Origin of the sequence: Thermaerobacter subterraneus DSM 13965 (genome assembly GCF_000183545.2) — a bacterium.
Classification (GTDB): domain Bacteria; phylum Bacillota; class Sulfobacillia; order Thermaerobacterales; family Thermaerobacteraceae; genus Thermaerobacter; species Thermaerobacter subterraneus.
On the sequence record NZ_JH976535.1, the window covers coordinates 1,826,303 to 1,848,020 of the forward strand.

The window sequence follows — 21,718 nt, forward strand, 5'->3', positions numbered from 1 at the left end:
GGTCGCATGCCAGGCGCATGCCCAAGCGCACTCCTGGTAGGTACGATGAGCCGGCAAAGCCATCCTAACGGAACACGTGTTCGCCATCAACGGTCCGATCAACCGAACCGTGAACCATGAACGGCCCGTCGCTTGTCGCCCGGCGGCTGGCCCCGCAAGAACGCCAAGCCCGCTCCCTTCATCCGTGGTTCCGATTCTCCATGCCGATCCCCAGCGCCGGCATCTTGATGCCCCGCTCCCGGGCCACGTGCTGGGCCCGCTCGTAACCCGCGTCGGCGTGCCGCACCACGCCCATCCCCGGGTCCGTCCGCAGCACGTGGGCCAGGCGCCACTCGGCGTTCTCGCTGCCGTCGGCCACCACCACCTGCCCGGCGTGGATGGAGTAGCCGATGCCCACCCCGCCGCCGTGGTGGACGGACACCCAGGAGGCCCCCGCCGCCGTGTTCAGCAGGGCGTTCAGGATCGGCCAGTCGGCGATGGCATCGGAGCCGTCCTTCATCCCCTCGGTCTCCCGGTAGGGCGAGGCGACGGACCCCGCGTCCAGATGGTCGCGGCCGATCACGATGGGCGCCTTGAGCTCCCCCTTCTTCACCATGTGGTTGAACAGGAGCCCCGCCCGGTCCCGCTCGCCGTAGCCCAGCCAGCAGATCCGCGCCGGGAGCCCCTGGAAGGGGATCTTCTCCCCTGCCAGCCGCAGCCACCGCGCCAGGCCCTCGTTCTCCCGGCCGAACTCCTCCAGGATCACCCGGTCGGTCTTGTAGATGTCCTCGGGATCGCCGGAAAGGGCGACCCAGCGGAAGGGACCCTTGCCCTCTTCAAACAGGGGCCGGATGTAAGCGGGGACGAACCCGGGGTAGCTGAAGGCCTCGGCGAACCCGGCCGCCTTCGCCTGGCCCCGCAGGTTGTTCCCGTAGTCGAAGACCACGGCCCCCGCCTTCTGGAACGCCACCATGGCCTCGCAGTGGGCCGCCATGCTGGCCATGGACCGGCGCACGTACTCCTCCGGGTCGGACGAACGCAGCCGCTCCGCCTCGGCCACGGTCAGCCCCGCCGGAACGTAGCCTCCCAGCGGGTCGTGGGCGGAGGTCTGGTCGGTCACCACGTCGGGGATCCACCCGCGGCGGACCAGCTCCGGTTCCACCTCGGCGCAGTTGCCCAGCAGGGCCACGGACAGCGGCTCCTTCCTGCGGCGGGCCTCCTCCACCCAGGCCAGGGCCTCGTCCAGGTCCGCCGTCCAGCGGTCGCAGTAGCCCATCTCGACCCGGCGGCGGATGCGCCGCTCGTCGACCTCGATGATCAGCCCCACGCCGCCGTTCATGGTGATGGCCAGCGGCTGGGCCCCGCCCATGCCGCCCAGGCCCCCGGTCAGGACGACCCGGCCCTCCAGGGAGCCGCCGAAGTGCTGGCGGGCCACGGCGGCCAGGGTCTCGTAGGTGCCCTGGATGATGCCCTGGGAGCCGATGTAGATCCACGAGCCGGCGGTCATCTGGCCGAACATGATGAGCCCCTTGCCCTCCAGCTCCCAGAAGTGCTCCCAGGTGGCCCACTTGGGCACCAGCAGCGAGTTGGCGATCAGCACCCGGGGCGCCTTCTCGTGGGTTTCGAAGACCGCCACCGGCTTGCCCGACTGCACCAGCAAGGTCTCATCGTCCCGCAGGACCTTGAGGGTTTCCACGATCCGCTCGAAGGCCTCCCAGTTGCGGGCGGCCTTGCCGGTTCCACCGTAGACGATGAGCTGGTCCGGGTTTTCCGCCACCTCGGGGTCGAGGTTGTTCATCAGCATTCGCAGGGCGGCCTCTTGCTGCCAGCCCCGGCAGGACAGCGTCGTGCCGCGGGGGGCACGGACCGTGCGGACGGCGGACATGGCGGCACCTCCCCAGGGGGCTCGGCCGGGCTCCGGCCTGTAGATCCGTCCACGGGCTGTGGCTTCGCAAGGCACACCGGCACTTCCTTCGTAAACAAGTATTCACAACGAGCGTTCCCCACGGCCTTCCCGATCCAGCCCCACGGGGCGGGGGCGTCAACCGCCCGGGCAACGCCTATCCCGCTCCAATCTGGTATCGAATCTCAATTGTCAACCGATCCCTCTTTTCCAACCCCGTACGAATTCTTCTACACAAGGGCAGAAAACTACCTGGACATCCCCAAACAAGGCGTTAGAATAGGAGCTACCTGGCGCATTCAGCCAGTATCGAAAGAGGAGGTATGGCCGTGTTTCGTTCCAAATCAGTTTTTGCCTCTCTTCTTCTGATTCTCGGCCTGTCGCTGTCTGCCTGTGGGCCCGCCGGCACCGGCTCGGGCGCCGGCTCCGGCACCGGGGACGGTGACGGCGGGGTCATCAAGGTGGGCATCAACGCCGAGCTCTCCGGCGATGTGGCCTCCTACGGCCAGTCCTTCGCCCAGGGTGCGGAGCTGGCGGCCGCCAAGATCAACGAGGAAGGCGGGCTGCTGGACGGTCGGAAGATCGAGTTCGTCAAGGCGGACAACAAGTCCGACGCCGCGGAGTCGACCAACGCCGCCCTCAAGCTGATGACCCAGGACCAGGTGGTCGCCATCATCGGCGCCGCCACCTCGGGCAACACCCTGGCCATGGTCGACCTGGCCAACGAGAACCAGATCCCCGTCATCGCGCCCACGGCCACCAGCCCCCTCGTGACCGTCGATCCGGAGACCGGTGAGACCCACGAATTCATCTTCCGCGTGTGCTTCATCGACCCGTTCCAGGGCCAGGTGGCGGCCAAGTTCGCGCTGGAAGAACTCGGCGCCCAGCGGGCGGCCATCTTCGCCGATTCGTCCAGCGACTACGCCAAGGGCCTGGCTGCGGCCTTCAAGGAGGCGTTCACCGCCGGCGGCGGCCAGATCGTGGCGGAAGAGTCCTACGTCAAGGACGACACCGACTTCAAGGCCCAGCTCACCCGGATCAAGGCGGCCAACCCCGACTTCCTGTTCATCCCCGGCTACTATGAGGAGGTCGGCCTGATCGTCAAGCAGGCCCGGGAAGACGCGGGTCTCACCATCCCGATGATGGGCGGCGACGGTTGGGATTCGCCCAAGATGGTCGAACTGGCCGGTGCGGAGAACTTGAACAACACCTTCTTCACCAACCACTACTCCGCCGGCGACCCCGACCCCAAGATCCAGGAGTTCATCAAGGCCTTCCAGGCCGAGTACAACAAGGTGCCCGACGGCTTCGCCGCCCTGGGCTACGATGCCGTGATGCTCCTGGCGGACGCCATCAAGCGGGCCGGTTCGTCCGACCCGGTGGCCATCAAGGACGCCCTGGAGCAGTCGAAGGACGTCCAGCTGGTCACGGGCACCATCTCGATCAACGAGCAGCACAACCCGGTCAAGGCCGCCGTGGTCATCGAGTTCAAGGACGGCCAGCAGGTCTTCCGGACCAAGGTGAACCCGTAAAGCCCGGCCGTCAGCGCGGGCGGCCCGGCGCGAGCCGCACGGATCACCCGGCTGCCAAGCCCGCTCAGCGACCCGGGCCCGGGGCGTCAAGACCGTAACCAAGACACCGCCAAGTTACCACCCGGCGAGCGTTGAAGAACAGCCCGATCAGAGCCGGTCCCGCGGCAGGAGGGGGTTCTGCCCTCCTGCCGCGGCTGGCGCTGGCTGAGGCGCCGCCGGCGACTCCGAAACTCCGATCGCGACCGCTCGCCGTTAGAGCCGGCCTCCCAAGGCCTGAAGCCGGCCGCCGGGGCGGCTCCGGCCCGCGCCGCCGCAGGGCTCCGGCACGCGCCGCCGGCTGGCCCTGGCACGCGGGACAGCCTACCGGCACCGGCCACCACAAGGGGATACCACAGCCATGGACATCTGGCTCCAGCAGCTTTTGATCGGCCTTTCCGTGGGCACCATCTACGCCCTGATCGCCCTGGGCTACACCATGGTCTACGGCATCATCAAGCTCATCAACTTCGCCCACGGGGAGGTCTTCATGATCGGGGCCTTCACCGGGTACTACGCCCTCACCGCCTGGGGGCTCGGTTTCATTCCCGCCCTGCTCCTGGCCATGGGGGTCTCGGCCCTGCTGGGGGTCACCATCGAGCGGGTGGCCTACCGGCGGCTGCGCAACTTTCCCCGGCTGGCGGCCCTGACCACCGCCATCGGCGTCTCCCTGTTCATCCAGTACACTACGATCTACCTGCGGGGGGCCCAGTCGGAGGCTTATCCCAGCCTCTTCCCCAACCGGCGGCTGGAGATCCTGGGCGCGGGCATCAACCTGGACGCCCTGGTGATCCTGGCCGTGTCCGTGGCGCTGATGGCCATCCTCCAGTTCATCGTGCAGAAGACCCGCACCGGCAAGGCGATGCGGGCGGTCAGCTTCGACCTGGAGGCGGCCCGGCTCATGGGCATCCCGGTGAACCGCACCATCTCCATCACTTTCGCCATCGGCTCGGCGCTGGGTGGTGCGGCGGGGGTGGTCTATGGGCTCTACTACACCCGCATCGACCCCCTGATGGGGGTGCTGCCGGGACTCAAGGCCTTCGTGGCCGCCGTGGTAGGCGGCATCGGCTCCATCCCGGGGGCCATGGTGGGGGGCCTGGTCATCGGCATGGTCGAAACCCTGGTCAGCGCAGCCGGCCTCTCCCTGTTCCGTGACGCCGCCGCGTTCCTCATCCTGATCCTCATCCTGCTGTTCCGGCCGGAGGGCCTCTTCGGGCGGCACACCACGGAAAAGGTCTGAGCGGCAAGGAGGGGCAGCATGGTCAAACCCCAACCCCGGCGGGCGGCTGCCGTGGCGGCCGGCCTGATCCTGATCTACGCCGTGGTGCAGTTCCTGCTCACGGCCCGCATCCTGGACCGGTTCTACGAGAACGTGTTGATGAACATCGGCATCAATGTGCTGGCGGCCGTCAGCCTGCACATCGTGCTGGGCCTGGCAGGGCAGTTCTCCATCGGCCACGCGGGCTTTCTGGCCGTGGGGGCCTACACGTCGGCGGTGCTGACCCAGAAGCTGGACATGCCCTTCGCCGTGGCCCTGCTGGCGGGGGCCCTGGCCGCCCTGCTGGTGGGCCTGGTGGTCGGCATCCCGTCCCTGCGGCTGCGGGGCGACTATCTGGCCATCGTCACCCTGGGCTTTGCCGAGATCGTCCGCATCATCTTGCTCAACGTGGAGTACGTGGGGGGCGCCGCGGGCATGCGGGTCTCCCACCTGACCAGCTGGACCGCCCTGTACGTCAGCGTGGTGGCCGCCATCCTGGTCACCGTGCACTTCACCCGCTCCGCCCACGGCCGGGCCACCCTGGCCCTGCGGGAAGACGAGATCGCCGCCGCCGCCATGGGCGTCAACACCACGACCTACAAGGTCATGGCCTTTGCCCTGAGCGCCTTCTTCGCCGGGCTGGCAGGGGGGCTGCACGCCCACAACTTCTACGTCATCCAGCCGAGCAACTTCGGGTTTCTCAAGTCCTTCGAGATCCTGGTGTTCGTGGTCCTGGGCGGCATCGGCAGCCTGCCCGGCGCGATCCTGGCGGCCACCTTCCTCACCCTGGTCTCCATCGGCCTGCAGGCGTACCCCGAGGTGCGGATGATCCTCTACAGCCTGGTGCTGATCCTGGTCATGCTGTTCCGGCCCCAGGGGCTTTGGGGGACCCGGTCCATTACCGGGTTCTTCCCCGGGTTCCGCAGCGAGGACGACGGAGCCACGGAGGAAACCGCGGCGGAGGCCGCTGCGGGGGCCGGGGTCGGGCTGGGGACCGGGATCGGGACCGGTTCGACCCCCGGCCAAGGAGGTGCCCGCTGATGCCGCTGCTGCAGATGGAGAAGGTAGGAATCCGCTTCGGCGGCCTCAAGGCCGTGGACGGGCTCGATCTAGCGGTCGAACCCGGCGAGCTGGTGGGCCTGATCGGCCCCAACGGGGCGGGCAAGACCACCGTGTTCAACCTGCTGACGGGCGTCTACACGCCCACCGAAGGGACCATCACCTACGCTGGCCGGCGGATCAACGGGCTCAAGCCCCACGTTCTGGCCCGGCTGGGCATCGCCCGGACCTTCCAGAACATCCGGCTGTTCCCCAGCCTGACGGTCTTCGACAACGTGCGGGTGGCCTACCAGGTCAACACCCGCCACACGCCGCTGGACTCCATCCTGCGGCTGCCCCGCTTCTTTGCCGAAGAGAGCCGCATGGCCGAGGAGAGCCTGGAGCTGCTCGGCCGCCTGGACCTCCTGGCCCACAAGGACGAGCTGGCCCGCAACCTGCCCTACGGCCTGCAGCGGCGCCTGGAGATCGCCCGGGCCCTGGCCCTCAAGCCCCGGCTCCTCCTCCTGGACGAACCGGCCGCCGGCATGAACCCCCAGGAGTCCCGCCAGCTCATGGAGCTGATCGCCGCCGTGCGGCGGGACTTCGACCTGACGGTGCTTCTGATCGAGCACGACATGTCGGTGGTGATGGGCATCTGCGAGCGGATCTACGTCCTCGACCACGGCGTGCTCATCGCCACCGGGACCCCGGCGGAGATCCGCCGCAACCCTCGGGTGATCGAGGCCTACCTGGGGGAGGAGGCATCGTGATGCTGGAAGTCCGCGACCTGCACGTCTATTACGGCCCCATCCACGCGCTCAAGGGCATCTCCCTCTCCGTCAACGAGGGCGAGATCGTGACGCTGATCGGGGCCAACGGGGCCGGCAAGACCACCCTGCTGCGGGCCATCTCCGGGCTGGCGCCCGCCCGCCGGGGGGACATCACCTTCCAGGGCCGCTCCCTCTTGCGGCAACTGCCCGAAGACATCGTCCGCCTGGGCATCTCCCACGTGCCCGAGGGCCGCCGCATCTTCGCCAACCTCACGGTCCAGGAGAACCTGGAACTGGGCGCCTTCCTGCGCCGGGACCGGGCCGAGCAGGCCCGGGACCTGGAGCGGGTCTTCGACCTGTTCCCCCGGCTCAAGGAGCGGCTTCACCAGGTCGCCGGGACCCTCTCCGGCGGCGAGCAGCAGATGCTGGCCATCGGCCGCGCCCTCATGGCCCGGCCCCGCCTCCTGCTGCTGGACGAGCCCTCCCTGGGCCTGGCACCCCTGCTGGTGCGGACCATCTTCGACGTGATCCGGGAGATCAACAGCCAGGGTACCACGATCCTGCTGGTCGAGCAGAACGCCCACATGGCCCTGTCCATCGCCCACCGCGCCTACGTGCTGGAGACGGGCCGCATCGTGCTGGCCGGACCGGCGGACGAACTTCGCCAGAGCGAGGCGATCCGGGCGGCGTACCTGGGCGGCAAGGCGGGGTAGGCGTTATATGACCTCGCCCCTACCCCGGCTCGTACATTACACGAAGGCATGAAGACGTGGCCTAGCAGCCCGTGTGAATAACGCTGCATCAGCCAGGCGATCGGGCAGTATTTTTCGGCTGACATGCCGAAGAAGAAAGACTATGAACAGGAAGAAGTTTCGGGACTACCAACCCCATCAGCTCATGATCCTGCCTCCTGCGCTGGACGAGTGGCTCCCGGAGGATCACCCGGTCCATTTCATCAGCCAGGTGGTCGACCAGTTCGACCTGTCAGCGGTCTACAACGACTACACCGAGCGCCGGGGCCAGCCCCCTTACGAACCGCGCATGATGGTCAAGGTGTGGGTGTACGCGTACATGCGGGGCATCCGCTCCTCACGGCGCCTGGAGCGGGCCCTGTACGAAGACGTGGGCTTCCGGGTGCTTGCGGCGAATCAGCAGCCCGACCACTGGACGCTGTCGAATTTCCGGCGCCGGCACCATGAAGCCCTGGCCCGGCTGTTTGTCCAGTCGGTTCGCCTGGCCCAGGAGGCGGGGCTGGTGAAGCTCCGGCACGTGGCGGTGGACGGGACCAAGCTCAAGGCCTACGCCTCCAAGCACAGCGCCATGAGCTACGGCCGGATGAAGGAGGAGGAACGGCGCCTGACGGAGGAGATCCGGCGCTACTTGGAAGAGGTTGAGGCCAACGACCGGGCGGAGGATGACGAACACGGCTCCGACAGTGGCTGGCGCCTGCCTCCCGAGCTGGCCACGGCGGAAAAGCGGCTGAAGGCGATTCAGGCGGCCAAGGCCCGGCTGGAGCAGCGGGCCCGGGCCGAGGCCGAAGCCAAGGAAGCGGCGCGGGAGGCGGAGGCGGCGAAGAAGGGGCGCCGCTCCCGCCGCAAGCAAGCCCCGTCCGACCCCCTCCCGGCCGACAAGGATCAAATCAACTTCACCGACCCCGAGTCGCGGATCCTGCGCAGCGCCGACAAGGCCTTCATCCAGGGTTACAACGCCCAACTGGCCGTGGACGCGGAAACGCACGTCATCGTGGCGGCGGACCTGACGAACCAGGCCGCCGACGCGCCTCATCTCCTGGGCCAGCTGCAACAAGTCGAGGTCAACACCGGGTGCCACCCCAGGGAGCTTTCCGCCGACGCCGGTTATTACAGCGACGCCAACCTCCAGGCTCTGGAGGAGCGGGGTGTCGAAGCCTTCATCCCGCCGGATAAGATCCGTCATACGGAATGGCGCCAACGCCAGCCACCCCGGGGGCGGATGCCAAAACACATGACGGCCAGGGACCGGATGCGCCGCAAACTGCGAACCGTTCGGGGGCGCCGCCGCTACAAACTCCGCCAGTGCTCGGTGGAGCCGGTCATTGGGCACCTCAAAGAAGCTATGGGACTCCGGCAGCTGCTTCTCCGTGGGCTGTCGAAAGCCCGCTTCGAGTGGCTCTTCAGTTGTACCGCTTTCAACCTCATGAAGCTCTGGCGCCACCACGCGCTTGCCCGCCGGATGGAGGCGATCGCCACCTCCTGAGCAAGGGGTACCGACCGCTCCCATGCCTGGGCGCGGCCGTCTGACGTTTTCAAAGACCAGCGACTTCGAGGGCCAACGGCATTACCAACACGGGCTGCTAGCCGCTTGACGCCACACGTGTTTCCATCCAACACCGCGGGCTGGCGCACGACCGGTGCTCAATCCGCAGCCATTTCAGAATCCATCATGTCCCGTTCGATTTCCTGAGCCATACGGCGAATCTCATCAACAAGCGCATATGGCGATGCCGTGACGTCCGCTGAGGCGACGTCCGCCTGGCGAACGCTCGGTTCGATCCCGAGGGCTTTAATCTGGCGAATGACTCGCTCCATCGTTCCCGTCTTGTTACGGAAAAACTCCGAACCGCGAATCCGGATAAACCTCCACCCCATGCGTTCCAGCACCGCCTGCCGCGCTAGGTCGTAGGGAATCTGCTCCAAAGTGTGGTAACGATCCCCGTCACACTCAATAGCAACACGGCCCCCATCGCCCTCAACTACTAGATCAATGCGATAGCATCCCGCGGCATATTGAGACCGCACATGATAGCCGGCACGCACGAGCCATTCAAAAACCTCCCTTTCAAAGGGCGACTCGACCCTCTCTTCCTCAATTTCGACCATCCGCAGAACAGCAGCCGGATTGGAATACGCAGTCACCGCATATTCAATCAGTCGTCGGCGCAGATCGTCCTCTCTCAAGTCACGAGCCGGATCCAGTGAATAAACGACCCAGAGCTGATCCCGGGCTCGACTGGCGGCTACATTGAAACGCTGCTTGAATCGCTCGTCGCTTCTTAGCGGCAGCTGCTTCCCAGGTTGCGGGCTATCAACCATTGAGAGCAACACAACGTCTCTCTCATCGCCCTGAAACTGAGCAGGTGTACCGCATAGTAGTTTACACCCCTCAAATTCTTTCGGCCTCTCAATCCGAAAGCGACGAAGCAATTGTTCTATGTAACGGGCTTGTTCCTCACCCACCATCGAAATAACACCAATGGTTTTGCCCTTGTACGCGGGGTGCTGCATCATCGCCAATACGAGGGACACAATGGCCCGCGCTTCCGATTCGTTACGCAACTTATCTGATGTTCCATTCACCCGATGAGGAACAACCGGCGGCTTGATCCGCACGTTGGCAGACTCGCGAAGTGGCCTAATCCTTCCCTGATAAGAGAGAACGTTACTAAATTGAATGATCTCTGGAACACATCTGAAGTGCTCCGTTAGCAGAACGCCACCTCCGAACGACTCTCTTGCAATGTCGTAGATGGAGCGGCGACCATCGTACAGGTGGTCATTTGGAATTCCTGCCAAGTATTCGCGCTGAAGCTGTTCGAGCACTCCAAGATCCATCCCTACCCCTTCGGGACTGACCTGTTCATGGTCACCAACAACCACTACCTGGTCTGCTAGGTACAGTGCAATTAATGCAAGTGCATCACATTGGCTGGCCTCATCAATAATGACCACATCAAAATGGGTTTTGGCTGGATTGATTTGTTCTGCCACACGAGCAAGGGGCATGACCCACACGGGAACAGCGTCTTTGGCTTCCGACAGCAATTCCGCAGCCCTTGCGCGAAGGCGAGGTGCCGATTTACCAGTTCCCTTTCCAATCCGACGTACCGTATTTAGCCAACCAACTAGCGCTTGTTTCTGCTCAGGAGTCGTTTGTTGAATTCGATATCCCCATGTTCGCTTCTCCACAATCCGTGAAGTCATCTCATACAGGTGCTGCATCCGCGCTTGTAAACGGGCCTGCAGTTCCTCAACGGAACGGTCCGACCGGCGCAGGATCTCTTCGTACAGCTGACGCCACAACCAGGCCTTCGTAACATCACCGGGAACTTGGGTCTGACCGTGAAGACCTTCTCGTTTGCGAATCGCTGCGGCCCAAGCCGGCGCCACAGCCTCCAGCCGCTTGAGGAGTTCCTGACGCCGGTAGATATCCTTCTGACGCCGGTGAAGTTCTGACAGTCGATCGTACGCCTTTCTGTATGCCGCGCCATCCAGCCGGCTCAAAGAATCCCGGAGCTCGACTATAAGCTGGCCATCCCCCAGCTCCTCAAGACGCGCCCGGGCATCAAGAATCAACTTCCTCGCCTCATTCTGACGGCCAACCATTGCGGCGGCTCGCACGGCTTCCGCGATAGGGCCAGCAAGAAACTCTCCCAAGGCGCGCCATCGTTCCGCCATATCCGTTACAAGACCAACGTCGGCCGTTGTCGGTCCGACAAAGCCGCGTTCGCGGAGATCACTCCATAGACGCTGAATGGTTTCGTTATAGTGCAACCAGCGGCGCAGCTCCGGGGCGACGTGGCGCAAGGTCCGTTCAGGTTCCGTACCTAGCGACTCTGGTGAAGGACCGCCTTTTGCCGTGATTAAGTATTCCCAAGAGTGCAGTAGACGCTGCCTATCGCGCATTAGGCGAGATTGCGCCGCCAGCGCTTTAAAATGATCCGCCGTCGTTGGAACACCCGCTGCCACTCGAGCAGCCTGAATAAAGCGCCGGTACCTTATCCGTTGCGCAAACGTAATCCGGCCACCCGACGCTTCGGCAAGGCGGGCAATCTCGTTTGCCAGGTGCTCAGCTTCTTCTAAAGTCCACCCCGAAGGCAACACCGGCCGGTGCTCAACGAGTAGACGGGCGTTGATTGCGAGTTTACGCTCAATATCGTCGACCTGCTCCAAGAGTTCCTCAATGACCCCAGAAAAAGTTCCAATTTGGCCTTCTTCCACCAGAGCAATTTGCCAGTTCTGAGCTTCACACAGGTTTTTGCCGATGGACTCCGCGTGGGCAGCAAGATCCTCAAACACTGCACTCTCGGCGCCCTGGTGTTCTCGAGACCACCACTCCGGCCGGTGTCCTTCAACGGGGCGTTCCAGTACGCCCAGCGCCGCGTTAAACTGTTCAGGTGTTATCAGATCGTCCGGATCCGGTAACGTTTCGGCCACCGCGCGCTCGTCGTTCGGCGATACAGACTCGTTCGAGTAATACAGTTCAATCAGTTCATCTTGTCGAAGTGGCAGCGCGGCGCCGGGAATAACAGGACCAGGTATCCAATCATGGCGACCTGTCCCCTCGGCTATTAAGCGGGCAGCTTGAGAAGGCGTATAGGAGTTCCCACCAACAACGATGTCCCGGTATTCACCTGCGACCGCATCGGCCAGTTCCAATCTTAGACTCTTTATCTCTTGGATGAGCTTCTTCCGTTGTTGATCGAGAGTCTCGGCTTCTCGCAATAGGCCAGGTGCGTAATCATTTAATCTCTCGGTGATTGCGTAAACAGCATCCTCAAGCTCTCGTCTGCTGGCCAAATCGTTGTCCAGCAAGGACACGACCAAGCTTCGTAGAGCTTCCGGGATGTGGTTCCGGACAACGTTCAACGCTTTGGATGTGTGGGCCGTGACAAGAACCGACTTCCCTTGGGCCAACAAGTGCCCGATCAAGTTCGCGATAGTGTGTGTCTTTCCCGTGCCCGGCGGACCCTGGACTACAACACAGCCGTACCGGTCAAGACGGGATGCAATCTGAACTTGCTCCTGGTTCCATGGTTTGGTAAACAATATATCTTCCGAGAGATCGACTTCGAGAGGGTTAGGTGGTTCAACTTGGTCATGTGCTCGCGAGTTACGTTGTTCGTCGCCTCCTAACCCAATGACATAAGATAGTGCTGACGGGATCGACTCTCGATTTTGGAGATCAGCGATAATGCGTTCAATTGACCTGGCGTAAGTTTGTGCCCGGGGCCGTAAGAATAACACGGCCGAGCGCCAGATATGGGGAGCATGTCCCTGAACAGACCGGGGGTCCACCGGACGGTCAAGAAACTCACCATCGGCAGACAACGAGCGGGCAACCCTCTTCAAAAACGCACTTGTTTCCAACGTCTCCAGCGGATGGCATACAACACGGCCGCGGGCGATATCATCACGTATGGAGGCTGGAACATCAGGGTTTGTAACAGGAGTATCACGCAGAAGTGCTGAATAAAAGTCGGGATTTTGGCCTGTCTCGCGCACAACAAACTCCGGGACGTTTGGATCAAAGTCCAGTTGAACGGGCAAGGTAATCAGCGGGAAATAGATCGACCCGGTACCCCATCTCCAAAAGAGGATACCGTCACCCAGAATCAATTCATATCGTTCGCCTTCTCTCTGTCGCACGCCATAGAGTTCGTGGAAGCGCTCATATACCTTCATGGCCTGCCTAGCAGGCTGCTCCTTCTTTGCCCATTCCCTCCATTCCGCCATCCAGTTCTTCAAAGCCCTTTGGCGCGCAGGATCGCTTTCAAAGCGAACCACAAGGGACCGCCCATCAGTCCCCTGAAAGGTCTTCTCAGTATGGACCTGCGGTTCTTTAAAGGGGTCATCGTACGGATCTTTGATCCAGTCTTGGAGAACGTGGGGTGGCGCAGGTGGCCTGGTGATCCGCGGCCTGCGGATTCTCACCAGTACGTCTGAACGCGGGGCCCCTTCCTCCGTGTCGTCGCTGCCAGCCACCCACCAGTTGACGTTTAAAGACGGGTGGTTCGGTAGTTCGTTCAGAAACAACTTCCACTGTAGTTCGTCTAGGTGTCGTGCATAGGGGAAGCGGACCATGGCGAATTCCAGTAAGAACTTAAACAGGCGCAACGCTCGCTGCCGTACCTCATTATGGCCCACCTGCTGAGTCCCTCCTCTTTGGGCCAAGGTTGCCCCCCGCCACTTCTGGCTTGTGCTAATTCGAGTCTGTTCTACCAGACAGTCTCAATAAGTTAATTTACACCTTATCCCACGGGCAATGACAAGTAGCGTCATGGTAATGGCTCCTACCGCTGACGCTCGCTCAAGCGAACCGTACAGGCACCTCCTGCCAGAACAAGAACCCCGCCCTGCCCGCGGGACGAATCCCTGGTGGGGGCTTGACGGAATTCAACAGCGTGTCTGAGGCAGGCGCTTCCCTCAATAGGCGCCTAACCGTCCTCGGGCGGCCACTCCCTGCTCCGCGACCTCGATGACGTCGTCGTGCCGCGCTCCGGTGGAGACCTTGGCCAACAACTCTGGCAGGCGGTGTCCGACGGCGAGGGCCCCGAAGCTTACGCAGTGGGCAGGCACCAGGAGCCGGTGCTGTGGGCTGGTGGTGGGGTCTGGCGCTGGTTACCGCTCCACTCGCGCGACGCGGCGGCTCGGTTCCATGGCCCATGTTTCGTACGGAACGACCGTTGCCCCCTTCATCGCATCGAGCACCCGGGATTTCAAGTGCGGCCATGTGAGATACTGATCAACGTTGGACGCGTCGAGCAGCACAAACCGTGCCGCTTGAATCTCTTCGGGCTGGGGAGAAAGGCTGCCCCTAACATATTCCGCCCGGAATACAATATTGATGACATTCTTGGTCTCATTGTAATAAACGCCGCTGATTCCGATGAGGCGGATGGCAACACCTGTCTCTTCTAGTACCTCGCGTTGGATCGCCTGGTCGAGCGCCTCCCCCGCCTCGACCTGCCCGCCCGGCAACTCCCAGGTGCCGGCACGGGCATGACTCTTTACCAGCAGAACCTCTCCCTTGTCATTCGTAATGTAGGCGGAGACGGCGACAATGGCTGGCCGGTTCTTCTGCACCACCCTCGCCTCCTGCACCGCGTTCCGAAGCGGAAGCCTCCTATCCATCGCCCTCGCCAAGCCTCACACCCCCACCCCCAGCGCCGCCTTCAGCGGCTCCACATCGGGGAACGAACCGCGGCCGAAAAACACCTGCCAGGCCAGCCGGCGCAAAGGCGTGCGACGAAAGGCAGCGCAGGCCAGCTCATACCACAGGGGATGCCGGAAGGTCGCCAGGACCCGCCGCATCCAGCGCCGGGAGAGGAAGCGGGGCTGGAAGGCGCCGCCGTGGTAGTGCCCCAGAATGCGGGGGTCGCCCCGGTCCAGGTAGGCCGCCACCACGTGGGCCGCCAGGTCGGACAGCCGCAGGCACGGATCGAGACCGCCGGCCGTCAGGGGCGACACGGCTCCGGCCGCATCGCCCACTAAAAGCCCCCGCGGGCAGGCGATGCGCCGCAGAACACCGCCCACGGGGATGCGGCCGCCCCGCCGCTCCACCATCCGGCCCCTCTTGAGGCCCAAACGGGGAGCCACGCGTTCTTTGAAGGCCGCCAGGGCGGTGGTGACGTGCAAGCGGTCGGGATAGCCCCCCGTGCCCACGTGGACCTCCTCCCCGTCGTGGACCACCCAGGCCAGATACCCCGGCGCCAGCCGCGGGTCGAGGTAGCAGTGGAAGGCGGGCGGGCCGTCCAGCGGCACGCCCCGGTAGACTTCCTCCGCGCCCACGATCCACTCCCGGTTCACGTCAAGTCCCAGGTCCCGGGCCACCGCCGACTGGCAGCCGTCGGCGCCAATGAGAAACCGGGCCCCCACCGCCCAGCGGCGCCCTCCCGTCTCCAGGTGGACCCGGCTGGTTCGACCCGGTTCGGAGCCCAGAAACCGTGTGCCGCCGGCCCAGTGGGCGCCGGCCCCCACCGCCTCGTCGAGCCACCGGGCGTACAGGCGCCGCAGCCGGCCCACGCGGAACTCGTCATGGGGGCTCGACAGGTGAAGGGCCCGCCCCGCCGGGGAATACAGCACCACGTCCCGCACCACCGGCCCGAGGCAATCGGCGGGCAGGTCAAAGCTCTCCAGCGTCTTCCGCACGAAAATGCCTGTGGTGTGGACGAACCGGTCCACCCGGGGCTTGCGGTCGAGCAGCAGGACCTTGAGGCCTCGCCCCGCCAGCAGGCGGGCGCTCTGCAGCCCCGCCAGCCCGGCCCCCACCACGACCACGTCGTACAGGTTCATGGCTTCGCCTCCCTGCGCTGGTGCGATGCCCCACCGCGCCCCAGCCCAACCGAACCGTACCTGCACGGCGGGCCATGGCTTTGACCGGTGTGTTCTGTGGCTTGTTCTCCGCCCTAATGGGCGGCCTCCTGCCTCGCCACCCTCCCCAGCTCCTTCAGCACTGTGCGGAGCCCCGTCACCGAGAGGAAGGCAAAGGCGGCCGCCCCCAGCGCAAACCCCCACAAAGGCCGGTTCAAGAGCGGAAACACGGTGAAGGTCACCAGGAAGATCTCGATGTTGCTCGGCACGGGGTAGAGCCGGTGGCGCCGGCAAAACTCCAGCCAGCGGCGCCCCAAACCCCCGCGGGCCACGGACTGCCGGACCGATTCCTCCGGCTCCCGGCCAAAGCCCAGCAGCACGTGCCGCCGCTGCACCATCAGGTAACGAATGCAGAAGAGACCGAGCCAGATGAGCCCGGCGATGAGCAGGCTGTCGTCGCCCGCCTGCCGCCAACCACCCACGGCCAGGGTCACCGCGGCGTAGACGTCCATGGACCGGTCGAAGATCCAGTCGAGGAATGCGCCCACCGGCGAGCTCATCCGCTTGTAGCGCGCCAGCTTGCCGTCGATGCAATCGAAAAGGAAGGCCACCTGGTAGAGCAGGGCCCCAAGCCACAGCATCCCGCCCAGAAAGGCAAGGCCGGCCCCCAGGCCGATGACGTTGGCGATGGCGGTCACGGCGTTGGGCGTCAGCCGGGTATGCCGGGCGATCCATACGGTCATGGGCACCGCCAGGGGATCGATCACCAGCACCGTCCACCAGCTGTCGACGGCCTTGACCATGGCCCGGCGGCGTTCCGCCTCGGTCTCCCTCGGCGTGCCCTGTCCTCCCGAGACGTTCTCCCGCTCCACCCCACCCTTGCCTCCTTGTCAGGCCTCGCCCTCGGTTCCGGCGCGGCGGCTGGGTTCGCCCGGCCGAGCAGCCTCAGTCGCGGTCGTCCGACCGAGCGGCCTCAGCCGCGGCCCCGGGAGCCACCTCCTGGCCGCCGCTGCCGGTGCCGCTGGCGCCGCGGCTCGGGTGGCTGCCCCGGCCCCGGCGCCGCACCAGATCGAGCACGTAGGTCCGCTCTTCCACCCGGAGTAGAACCAGCATCAAAGCATACACGGCAGCCCCCACCGCGACCAGCACCAGGGTGCCGGCAAGGCGTGGCAAAAACCCTAGGGCGGCGATGTCGACCGCTCCCGGCGCCACGGATGCCCCTGGTGCCACGACCGCCAACGCGGCCCCGGCGGCCCCCGGCGCTCCGGCCGCACCGTGGGTCGCTGCCCCCAGCCACCGGCCGGCAGCAGCCAGCACCGGCACCCGCAGCAGGGCGATCGCCCCACCCATCACCGCCGTGGCCACTGCCGCCTGCAGCACCCCGACGGCCAGGGAGCGGAACCGCAGGTCGCGGTACCGGCGCTGCAGCCGCAGGATCAGGACCACGGCCGCCCACCAGGTGGCCAGCGCCGTCGCCAGGGCGATGCCGCCGTGGTCCAGGAACCGTACCAGCACCAGGGCGAGGACGATGCTCAGCCCCATGGACATCATGCCGTTGGTGGCGGGTGTCCGGGTATCGCCCAGGCTGTACATGGCCCGCGCCAGAAGCTCGCGCCAGGCGAAGGGCACCATCCCCAACCCGTAGAAACACAGGGCCGTGGCCGTCATCAGGGTGTCCATGCGGTCGAAGGCGCCCCGCTGGTACACCAGGGCGGTGATGTCCTCCCGCAGCAGCACCGTCCCCACGGTGATGGGCGCCATGACGAAGGTCAAGAGGCGCAGGGCGCGGTTCATGGTGGACGAAAGGGCCCTGAGGCGCTGCTGGGAGCCCTGCTCGGCCATCTCCGGGTACAGCACCGTCACCAGGGGGATGGCCAGCAGGCCCAGGGGCAGCTGGTAGACCCGGTACGCGAAGGACAGGGCCGCGGCGCTGCCGGCGGGAAGGCCCGAGGCCAGGGCCCGGTTCACCACCTGACTGGCCTGGCGGGTCGCCGTGGCCAGCAGCACGGGCAGGGTCCTCCGCCCCGCCACCCGCAGCTCGGGGTCACCCAGATCCAGGACGGGCAGGTAGCCCACACCCGCCCGGCGCAGGGCCCCCCACTGGAGCAGCACCTGCGAAGCAAAGCCCGCCAGGCTTCCCCAGGCCACCGCCTCGATGCCGTAGCGGGTGCCGAGGAACCAGGTGGCGCCGATCAGCACCAGGTTCATGGGGATGGAGGCGGCGGCGGGCGCGGTGAAGCGCTTGCTGGCGTTGAGGACCCCCTCCATCCACCCCTCCATGCCCATGAAGACGATGCCGGGCAGCATGATCAGGGTGAGCCGCCGGGCCAGTTCAAACTGCTCGCCGGTGAACCCCGGCGCGAAGATCCGCACCAGCCACCCCGACCCCAGCATCGCCACGGCCAGGAGGATGAGAAGCAGCAGGAGCAGGGTGTGGAACAGGGTCCAGGCCAGCCGCCGGAACCGGTCCAGGTCGCCCCGCCCCCGGTGGGCCGCCAGCATGGGCACCATCACCGTGGTGATGGCCGTGCCGAAGGCGACGAACAGCACCCCGGGAATCGAGAAGCTGATGGTGTAGGCGTCGCTGACGTCGCTGGCGCCGAAGACGGCGGCCAGCGCCATCTCCCGGCCGAACCCCAGCAGGCGGCCGATGGTGGTCAGCAGGACGAACAGGCCCACGGAACGGGCCAGCCGCTGTCGCGACAAGGTCAAGCCTCCGTCCCCATGCCAAGGCCCCTCCACAGGGCCCTAGCCGTGCAACCACCGCACCGCTTCGGCGGGTTCCACCACGTCGAGGACCGTGAACCGGCCCGGGCGCATGGCCGGCGCCTGGGCCACGACCCGGGCGATGGCCTCTTGGTCCAGGCCCAGGGCTGCCAGGTTGCCCGGGATGCCCAGACGCCGGTAGACCGCCTCCACCTCGCGGGCCAGCTCGTCCTGCCCCTGAAGCCGCAGCATGGGCGCCGTAGCCGCCGCCACCTGCAAGCCGTGGGCCGCCACGCCGCCCAGCAGGTAGTCGATGGCGTGGCTCACCAGATGCTCGCTGCCGCTGCAGGGGCGGCTTGTCCCCGCGATGGCCATGGCCAGGCCGCTCAGCATCAGGCCCTCCAGGAGCTCGACGACGAAGGCGGGGTCGTCGATGGCCTGCCCCGCGGCCAGCACCCGCAGCACCGAGCGGGCGGCGTGGCGCGCCAGGAAGGCGGAGAAGTCGTCGAACTGATCGCGGCCCCGGTCGGCGGCCAGCCGCCAGTCCTCCACGGCGGACAGGTTGGAAAGCAGGTCGCCGATGCCCGCCAGGACCATAGCCCGCGGCGCCTGGCCGATCCAGTGCAGCGGCGCGATGACGGCCGCCGGCATGGCGGCCGCCAGGCTGTGCTTGCGGTTGTCGTCGCCCCGCAGCACCGCCACCGGCGAGACGATGCCGTCGTGGGAGATCTGGGTCGGCACCGCCACCAGCGGCAGGTCCAGCTGGGCCGCCACGTGCTTGCCGGTGTCCAGCACACTGCCGCCCCCGATGGCCACCAGGCCGTCCGCCGCCACCTCCCGCACCGCGGCAGCCAGGCGGGCGCTTTCGGCCTGGGTCGGGGCGGCGGCCACCCAGGGCCCCACCAGCCTCCGAAAGCCGTCGCCGCCTGCGGGCTCGCCCGCTGCACGGCTCCCGTGGCCCCATCCGGCCCGGGCCAGGTCCGCCAGCAGGGCTTCGGCCAGGAGCCGGGTTCGTCCGGGTCCCGCCAGCACGACCGCCCGGGTCACGCCCAGCAGGTCCAGGGCCTCGGCCAGCCGCCGCGCCGCCTCGGCGGTCGACTCCACCACCTTGAGGACCCGGCTGACCTCAATGCGCCGAGCCGGCCGCACCGGCGCCGCCCTCCCCGCTTTCCGCGAAGGACGCGTACACCGCCTGGGCGCGCCGGTAGTCCTCGGGCGTGTCGACCTCCGTCCAGGGCAACCCGTCGATAAACAGCGGCCGCAGCCGGATCGCCCCCAGGCAGCGGTGGATCGCGTCTTCGTAATAAAGGTGGGTGGTACCGGCCGCCAGCACCTGGGCGGTCAGGTCAAGGACCCGGGCGGCGTCGGCCGGCGTCAGGTAAAGGATGCCGATGTACTCGCCCGCCGACTCCCCCGGCGGCAGCTGCTTGCTCACCGCCCGGATGAACCCGGCCCCGTCCAGCGCCACCTTCATCTCCTCTTCCGCCAGGTGGACGGTGCCGTCGACCACCATGAAGGACTGATCCGGCTCCGCCAGCACCTGGGCCACGGCCCGCGCCAGAATGGCCGGGTGGTAGACGATGTCCGAGTTCAGCAGCAGGCAGGGCTGCTCGAAGGCCTCCCGGGCGAAGTACACGGTGCCCGCATTGTTCACCGTCTGGTAATCGGGGAACCGGCGCAGGACGATCCGGCCTGCCCGCAGCGCCTCCCCCCACCGAGCCTGCACGTGGGCCTCCAGGGCGCCGAAGGCGTGGCCGCCCACGATGTAGACCCGCTCCACCGGATGGGCGGCGAGGCACGCCAGGGAGTGGTCGAGGAAGGTCACCGGACGGGGTGGCACGGCGGCTGTGGCCGCCGCCGGCTCCGGCGGCGCCCCGGTCCCCGGAGGGTCCCCCGCGGTCCCCGGGGCAGCCGCCGCGGTCGCCGAAGCGGCCTCACCGGTCCCCGGGGCAGCCGTCGCAGTCCCGGCAGCGGCCTCCGCCAGTTCCAAGGCGGTCCGGTCGCCACAGCTCGCCGCCGGTCCGGACGGGGCCGGGTTCCCATCCCCTCTGCCCACCGCCCCACCCTCTGCACCCAGGGGCAACAGCGCCTTGGGTCGCTCCCGGGTCAGCTCGCCCAGGCGGCTGCCCACGCCTGCCGCCAGGATCAGCGCATTCATCGGCGGGTGGATCCCGCCCGTCTCGGTGGCCATCGCCGGTTCATCAGCTCCTCGATCCGCCCTGCCAGCCGGGCACAGGCCTGACCCGGCGGCTGGGCAAAGTAGCGCGCATAAAGCTCCTCCTGGCGGCGGGCCCCCGCCTCCGTCAGGCGCCCGTGGAGCAGGACGTGCTCCAGGACGGCGGCCAGTTCGTCCATGGTCCGCGCCACGTCGCCGGGAAACCCGTCGGGAAAGGGCCAGTGGACGCCGCGAGCCTCATCGTACTCGTGCAGGTCGGGCACGTAGAAGATGATGGGCCGGCGCAGCACGAGAAGATCAACGCCGAGGCTCGAGTAGTCGGTGATCAGCACGTCGACCCCGGCCAGGTACTCGTAGATGTCGGGCGCCACATCCCGGTGGAAAGGCCGCAGCCGCCCGCCCACCCGGGCGGGCCGCCAGCGGGAATAAAGCGGGTGGGTCCGCAGGAGAACCAGCGCCCCGGCCCGCTCCAGCAGCGGCGCCAGCCGGTCCCAGTCGGGCTCCGCTTCGATCCCCTGCTCCCGCCAGGTGGGTGCGTAGAGCACCACCGGCTCGGGCAGCGCCTCGGCCGCCATGCCCAGCGCCCGGGCGATCCGGGCGCGGGCAGCCTCCCGCGTGTCGCGCAGCAAGGCATCGTGGCGCGGGTAGCCGTCCAGCACCAGGGCGCCCGGCTTCAGGGGGATGGTGGTCCCCCACTCGGGGGCCACTTCCCGGGAAGGGGTGGTGACCAGGTCGTACCGGGCGAAGAACTCCCGCTGCTTGCGCACCACCCGCTCGGGCGCCGTGCGGGCGGGTTCCCGCTTGGGTCCCACCCCGTGCCAGAGCTGGACGGTGATCCGCCGGCGCGGATCCCAGGCTGGGAGCAGCGGTCCGTGGTCCATCACCCACACGCCGCTGCGCAGGGCGGTCCACAGGCCCCGCAGGCTGCGGGCGAAGACCGCCTCCATGCCCCGCTGCTCCGCCCACCGGACCAGGTCCCGATCATGGAACCACCAGATCAGGCGCTCGCCCCCGCGGGCCGCCATGTATTCATAGAGGTACCGGGCGTTGTCCGAATAGGTCCACCCGTTGCTGGCCGAAAAGAGCACCTGGCGCTTTTTCGGCACCAGGGCATCCAGGAGCACCAGCAACCGTTCGGCCACCCCGGCCAGCCGCCGCCCCACCCGCCAGATCCAGGACATCCCCGCCGGTCGTCTCCCTCCGGCTCTCCGACCTGCTGCTTCTCCGGCCCACCGGCTGCGGCCTCTCGGAA

At 66.4% G+C, this 21,718-nt stretch carries 15 protein-coding genes; 6 read left to right on the forward strand and 9 right to left on the reverse strand.

Annotated elements, in window-relative coordinates; translation table 11 throughout:
• Positions 1-178: 178 nt before the first annotated feature.
• Positions 179-1,864, reverse strand: a complete 1,686-nt coding sequence (hutU, locus tag THESUDRAFT_RS07520; protein WP_006904171.1) for a urocanate hydratase — start codon at positions 1,862-1,864, stop codon at positions 179-181.
• A 347-nt stretch (positions 1,865-2,211) separates the two neighbouring features.
• Here hutU and THESUDRAFT_RS07525 point away from each other — a divergent pair, with 347 nt between their 5' ends.
• The 6 genes from THESUDRAFT_RS07525 to THESUDRAFT_RS07550 all read left to right on the forward strand — a co-directional run bounded on the left by THESUDRAFT_RS07525 (position 2,212) and on the right by THESUDRAFT_RS07550 (position 8,751).
• Positions 2,212-3,414, forward strand: a complete 1,203-nt coding sequence (locus THESUDRAFT_RS07525; RefSeq protein WP_006904172.1) for an ABC transporter substrate-binding protein — start codon at positions 2,212-2,214, stop codon at positions 3,412-3,414.
• Between the two features lie 397 nt (positions 3,415-3,811).
• Positions 3,812-4,690, forward strand: a complete 879-nt coding sequence (locus tag THESUDRAFT_RS07530; RefSeq protein ID WP_006904173.1) for a branched-chain amino acid ABC transporter permease — start codon at positions 3,812-3,814, stop codon at positions 4,688-4,690.
• An 18-nt stretch (positions 4,691-4,708) separates the two neighbouring features.
• A complete protein-coding gene (locus tag THESUDRAFT_RS07535; protein ID WP_006904174.1) occupies positions 4,709-5,749 on the forward strand; it encodes a branched-chain amino acid ABC transporter permease in 1,041 nt (346 codons plus the stop codon).
• Positions 5,749-6,516, forward strand: coding sequence for an ABC transporter ATP-binding protein (locus THESUDRAFT_RS07540; RefSeq protein ID WP_006904175.1), 768 nt, complete (start codon positions 5,749-5,751; stop codon positions 6,514-6,516). The genes THESUDRAFT_RS07535 and THESUDRAFT_RS07540 overlap by 1 nt, the downstream gene beginning before the upstream one ends.
• A complete protein-coding gene (locus THESUDRAFT_RS07545) occupies positions 6,516-7,229 on the forward strand; it encodes an ABC transporter ATP-binding protein (protein ID WP_006904176.1) in 714 nt (237 codons plus the stop codon). Before THESUDRAFT_RS07540 ends, THESUDRAFT_RS07545 begins: the two co-directional genes overlap by 1 nt.
• 142 nt (positions 7,230-7,371) lie before the next feature.
• Complete coding sequence (locus tag THESUDRAFT_RS07550) at positions 7,372-8,751, forward strand: IS1182-like element ISTsu3 family transposase (protein ID WP_006904177.1); 1,380 nt, start codon at positions 7,372-7,374, stop codon at positions 8,749-8,751.
• Positions 8,752-8,909: 158 nt separating this feature from the next.
• Here the strand turns inward: THESUDRAFT_RS07550 and THESUDRAFT_RS13460 are convergent, their stop codons facing one another.
• From THESUDRAFT_RS13460 to THESUDRAFT_RS07595, 8 genes are all read right to left on the reverse strand, one after another.
• The gene (locus THESUDRAFT_RS13460) at positions 8,910-13,418 is read right to left on the reverse strand and encodes an AAA domain-containing protein (RefSeq protein ID WP_006904178.1); all 4,509 of its coding nucleotides are present in this window, start codon (positions 13,416-13,418) and stop codon (positions 8,910-8,912) included.
• 474 nt (positions 13,419-13,892) lie between these two features.
• Positions 13,893-14,357, reverse strand: a complete 465-nt coding sequence (locus THESUDRAFT_RS07565) for an NUDIX hydrolase (protein WP_040827273.1) — start codon at positions 14,355-14,357, stop codon at positions 13,893-13,895.
• 63 nt (positions 14,358-14,420) lie between these two features.
• Complete coding sequence (locus tag THESUDRAFT_RS15045) at positions 14,421-15,566, reverse strand: NAD(P)/FAD-dependent oxidoreductase (protein WP_006904180.1); 1,146 nt, start codon at positions 15,564-15,566, stop codon at positions 14,421-14,423.
• A 113-nt stretch (positions 15,567-15,679) separates the two neighbouring features.
• Complete coding sequence (locus THESUDRAFT_RS12355) at positions 15,680-16,456, reverse strand: CDP-alcohol phosphatidyltransferase family protein (RefSeq protein WP_006904181.1); 777 nt, start codon at positions 16,454-16,456, stop codon at positions 15,680-15,682.
• A gap of 73 nt (positions 16,457-16,529) precedes the next feature.
• Positions 16,530-18,290 (reverse strand): murein biosynthesis integral membrane protein MurJ, encoded by a 1,761-nt coding sequence (gene murJ, locus THESUDRAFT_RS07580; protein WP_006904182.1) that lies wholly within the window; start codon positions 18,288-18,290, stop codon positions 16,530-16,532.
• 42 nt (positions 18,291-18,332) lie between these two features.
• Complete coding sequence (locus tag THESUDRAFT_RS07585; protein ID WP_006904183.1) at positions 18,333-19,439, reverse strand: iron-containing alcohol dehydrogenase; 1,107 nt, start codon at positions 19,437-19,439, stop codon at positions 18,333-18,335.
• Complete coding sequence (locus THESUDRAFT_RS13730; RefSeq protein ID WP_006904184.1) at positions 19,417-20,481, reverse strand: phosphocholine cytidylyltransferase family protein; 1,065 nt, start codon at positions 20,479-20,481, stop codon at positions 19,417-19,419. Before THESUDRAFT_RS13730 ends, THESUDRAFT_RS07585 begins: the two co-directional genes overlap by 23 nt.
• Positions 20,445-21,647: a CDP-glycerol glycerophosphotransferase family protein gene (locus THESUDRAFT_RS07595; protein WP_006904185.1), complete on the reverse strand. Its 1,203-nt coding sequence runs from the start codon at positions 21,645-21,647 to the stop codon at positions 20,445-20,447. Before THESUDRAFT_RS07595 ends, THESUDRAFT_RS13730 begins: the two co-directional genes overlap by 37 nt.
• Positions 21,648-21,718 lie beyond the last annotated feature (71 nt).

Excerpts from the sequence above, each read along its gene's own strand:
- hutU (WP_006904171.1), bottom strand. The coding sequence starts at position 1,864 with ATGTCCGCCGTCCGCACGGTCCGTGCCCCCCGCGGCACGACGCTGTCC.
- THESUDRAFT_RS07530 (WP_006904173.1), top strand. The coding sequence starts at position 3,812 with ATGGACATCTGGCTCCAGCAGCTTTTGATCGGCCTTTCCGTGGGCACC.
- THESUDRAFT_RS07535 (WP_006904174.1), top strand. The coding sequence starts at position 4,709 with ATGGTCAAACCCCAACCCCGGCGGGCGGCTGCCGTGGCGGCCGGCCTG.
- THESUDRAFT_RS07540 (WP_006904175.1), top strand. The coding sequence starts at position 5,749 with ATGCCGCTGCTGCAGATGGAGAAGGTAGGAATCCGCTTCGGCGGCCTC.
- THESUDRAFT_RS07545 (WP_006904176.1), top strand. The coding sequence starts at position 6,516 with ATGCTGGAAGTCCGCGACCTGCACGTCTATTACGGCCCCATCCACGCG.
- THESUDRAFT_RS07550 (WP_006904177.1), top strand. The coding sequence starts at position 7,372 with ATGAACAGGAAGAAGTTTCGGGACTACCAACCCCATCAGCTCATGATC.
- THESUDRAFT_RS15045 (WP_006904180.1), bottom strand. The coding sequence starts at position 15,566 with ATGAACCTGTACGACGTGGTCGTGGTGGGGGCCGGGCTGGCGGGGCTG.
- THESUDRAFT_RS13730 (WP_006904184.1), bottom strand. The coding sequence starts at position 20,481 with ATGGCCACCGAGACGGGCGGGATCCACCCGCCGATGAATGCGCTGATC.
- THESUDRAFT_RS07595 (WP_006904185.1), bottom strand. The coding sequence starts at position 21,647 with ATGTCCTGGATCTGGCGGGTGGGGCGGCGGCTGGCCGGGGTGGCCGAA.